Origin of the sequence: Lunatimonas lonarensis, from assembly GCF_000390185.1 — a bacterium.
Classification (GTDB): domain Bacteria; phylum Bacteroidota; class Bacteroidia; order Cytophagales; family Cyclobacteriaceae; genus Lunatimonas; species Lunatimonas lonarensis.
Genome location: NZ_AQHR01000063.1, coordinates 1 through 3,676 on the forward strand (window position 1 = coordinate 1; position 3,676 = coordinate 3,676).

The following is a 3,676-nucleotide window of genomic DNA, read 5'->3' on the forward strand; positions in this document are numbered from 1 at the left end:
AATTCCGCTGCGCTCCACTTCGGTTTAGCCCTTGTATGTTACCGCCTAGTGCTTCTTTTTCTTCTTCCAATTGTCGGTCAGTCGTGCGTTTGGACAGACACACTCTTTGCCAAGTTTTGGCTTGTGTGTCGGCTGGTGCAACTTGGCAATGTGTGTGGCTGTGAAGGGCTGGCATCAGTTCTTTACTTCAATTATTTCTACAAAATTGTCAAGATTACCAACTTTCACAATGTCACCAACTGTATGACCTAGAATTGATGTCGCTAAAGGTGATTTCAAACTTATTTTTTGAATTCCGTTGGAAATTTCATTCTTGTTAGCTGTCTCAACAATGTGCACTTTAATGTCTTTACCGTTGTTCATATACTTTACTGTAACTTTACTTCCTAAGCTGATTTCATCTTTGAAAAGTTTTGCTTGCGTTTCTTGTTTCTTTTCAATGCTTTTAATTGTCGCAATCTCATTGTCGGTATCAATAATTGTTGTTTGAGCAACATAATTTTCAACCATTTGAAACTCGTCTGTAAATGCAAATGATGTCCTAGAATGGTCAGCTAAGTTGTAGTCATTTCTCGACTCTACACTTCTGATAAATTCAATTAATCGCTTTGTTTCTTTTTGAGGGTTTCGCCACCAATTTGTACTCCATATTCTATGAAATACAAAACCGTGGCTTTCAAGAATTTTTTGCCTGTGTCGGTCGTGCAAATAAGCTTCTCTACTTGAATGATATTTAGCACCATCACATTCAATTGCAATTTTTGGTACTCCTGCAATTTTAGGGTCGTACACAATATCAATTCTGAATTCAGAAACCTTCATTTGAGGAATTAACTTTGATTCTCCCACTTCATCAACCAAACGCTGATAAACTTCTTCTTCAAAAGGTGATTCTAGCTCACCAAAACTGCCGACATTGAAAGAGGTACTCTTTGTTGAATTTTCACTAAGTGCAGTTAATATTCCTATTCTTGAATCATTATTTCCTTCACTTACAGCTTTGCTGTATGCAAGATATGCGTAGAAAACAGCTCTCTTATTGTTTGAACCTTCGGTTATCAAAAAGTCCTTGTAATTCATAAACGCCTTTTCTGGCACAGATGAACATACATATACTTTATACTTTGCTCTTGTAATAATTACGTTTAATAGTTTGTATCCTTTGGAATGGTTAATCGGGCCAAATCGCTGAGCAAATTTACCGTCTTTTCCTGGTCCGTAAGTAGTCGATAGAATGATAACATCTCTTTCATCCCCTTGAATATTTTCTAGGTTCTTGATGAACATTCCGTTTTCTTCTAATTCCTGAATTTTTGCATTGAACTCTTCAAACTTTGAGAATTTTTGCCTTTCTAAGATTTTACTCTTGATGTGATTTCGCTGGGCAATATTAAACGTGGCTATACCAAGTGTTGGATATTCTCCATTTGGAAGGCGATTGATGTTGTTTTCAATTATTGACAATACCATTTCAGCTTCTGCATCATTGATGTGGTCTGAAAAAGTGCCATTTACTTGAATGTATTTTATTGGTGTGTAGTCAAATGTATTAGGAAGTGGTTTAAGCCTTTGATTATAAAAGGCATAATTTGAAAAATCTATGAGGTAAGGGTGTCTTGACCTATAATGAAAATCAAGGTGACGTTTCTCAAAATTGAGTTCAGCACCAAAGTCTAAAAGGGATTCACAAGACAAAAGTATATTATCCCTATCTACAACAATTTCATCTTCTTCTTCAAGGTCGTCTTCGTCTTCAATTGTACCATCAAAGACTTTACTAAAGTAATTTGAAGGAGGCATTTGGTGTTCATCACCTGCAATAACTATCTGCTTACCTTTTAAAATTGCAGGCAAGTTGTCTTCTAAACGTAATTGGCTCGCTTCATCAAACATTACTATGTCGAAATAGCCATTCATACCTTTAAACAGGTTACTTGCGACATCCGGTGAAGTTAGAATAATCGGAAAAAAGGTAGTGAACAAATCAGCATCATATTGAACTATTTGACGTAATGAAAGTCGCTTAAATCTGTTGCTACTTCGCTTGTTATATAAGTTTTCAACCGAAAGATTTGTATTTCTTTGATCAAAATCTCTTGTTGTGTCAATCTGTTTTGAGAACCAAAACTCACGGATATACTTTAATTGCTCTCTTTCTAATCCGTTTAATGTACTGTTTAGCTCGATATGTTCGGAATCATTTGTTGGCAAATCAACGTTTGCAGAATTCACAAGCATTGAATTTAAATAATGAATCAGAAAAGACTTTCTCCAATTACTTTTTCCTTTCAATTCATTAACAAGTAGTTTAGCTTCATTCGAAAGTCCATTGTAAAATTGAAACCACTTAAACTCTGTTGTAAAAATGTCGTTTTCGTTGTTAAAGTATTCCTTTTTCTCCTGAATTATTTTCTCAACTTCTTTAATGAAACCTTTGAATTCATTAGATGCAATTTTATGATTAGTCCAACTATCAGTCTTGATTTTCTCCTTTAAGAGCGAAGCACTTTCTTTAAGCGACTTTAAAATATCAGTTTGATAATCAGGGGTTGAAAATTCTAAAACATCTATAGAATCATATTCATTTTCAATTTTAGACTGAAAATCAGAGCTGGTTTTATCAATGAGTTTATTTGCTTCTTCAATTTTCATAAGATTACTCTTAATCGATTGTGAAAATTGAAAATCTTTAAGGTCAGCGCATTTTGAATAATGAATTTCAAGATTTGCAAAAAGTTCTTTGATTCTCTTTTGGTCTTGAACAACCTTCTTTTTCGGTTGAGAAAAAATGGTTATTGCTTTATATAGGAATCCATTAGTTTTATCTTCATCAAGGAAATCAGAATTGGCTTTGTGTTCGGTATAAATGGCATTAATCGAATCTTGAATGTGTAGTCCGCTTCGTATTTGCTCAGAAAGTTCAGCCTTTCTTAGCTGGAAATACTCGCTTTTATATTTTGATTCGAGTTCATACACTTTTTGAAGTAACTTTTCATATTCTTCAAATGAATCGTTTATTCCTTGCTCAATTACGTATGGATTATCCCCAACTAATTTCTTTGAGTTAAGGAATGAAGTTGAATCATACGTTTGGAAATTTGAATATAGATTTTGGCCTTTCTGAACTAATTCTAAAAGTCCGTTCAATTCTTGAGAGTTATACTTGAATTGAGATTTGTCGATGTTTAAAGTATGGTCTTCATCGGTTCCGTTAAGTTCAGATAAAAGTGTTCCGACTATATCAGTCCAAGATTTGTCTCCTAGAAGTTTTTCATCAAGTTTTTTATGCTTTCCGTTAATGGAATCAATAAGACCTTTAGCTTTTTTGATAAGGTTGTCAAGAGATTCTTTGGAATATGTGTAGCGGTATCTTCGATAAGATGAATTGTCAACCCTGTCTCTAACTGAATCAACAATTGTTTTTCGGTCTTTGACAATATCACGAATTAAAACGCAGTGATAGTTTAAGTCTTTTTCTATTAAAGCATTATGTAAAACTTCTAAAGCCGTTCTCTTTTCACAAACTACAATTGTCTTTTTGTGATTCTCTAAAGCATTAATAAGGATTGCAGATAATGTTTGACTTTTTCCTGTCCCTGGAGGGCCTTGAATTAATATGTTTCGTGTTGCTTCGTAAGCAGCCGCCCATCCCCATCTGTTTTTTCGGGTAAATGGT

1 protein-coding gene is annotated in these 3,676 nt (G+C 34.2%); it reads right to left on the reverse strand.

All coding sequences use genetic code 11. From position 1 onward, the window contains the following. Positions 1 to 174 precede the first annotated feature (174 nt). A partial coding sequence (locus ADIS_RS10570; protein ID WP_051113303.1) for an AAA domain-containing protein occupies positions 175 to 3,676 on the reverse strand: 3,502 nt, incomplete at its 5' end.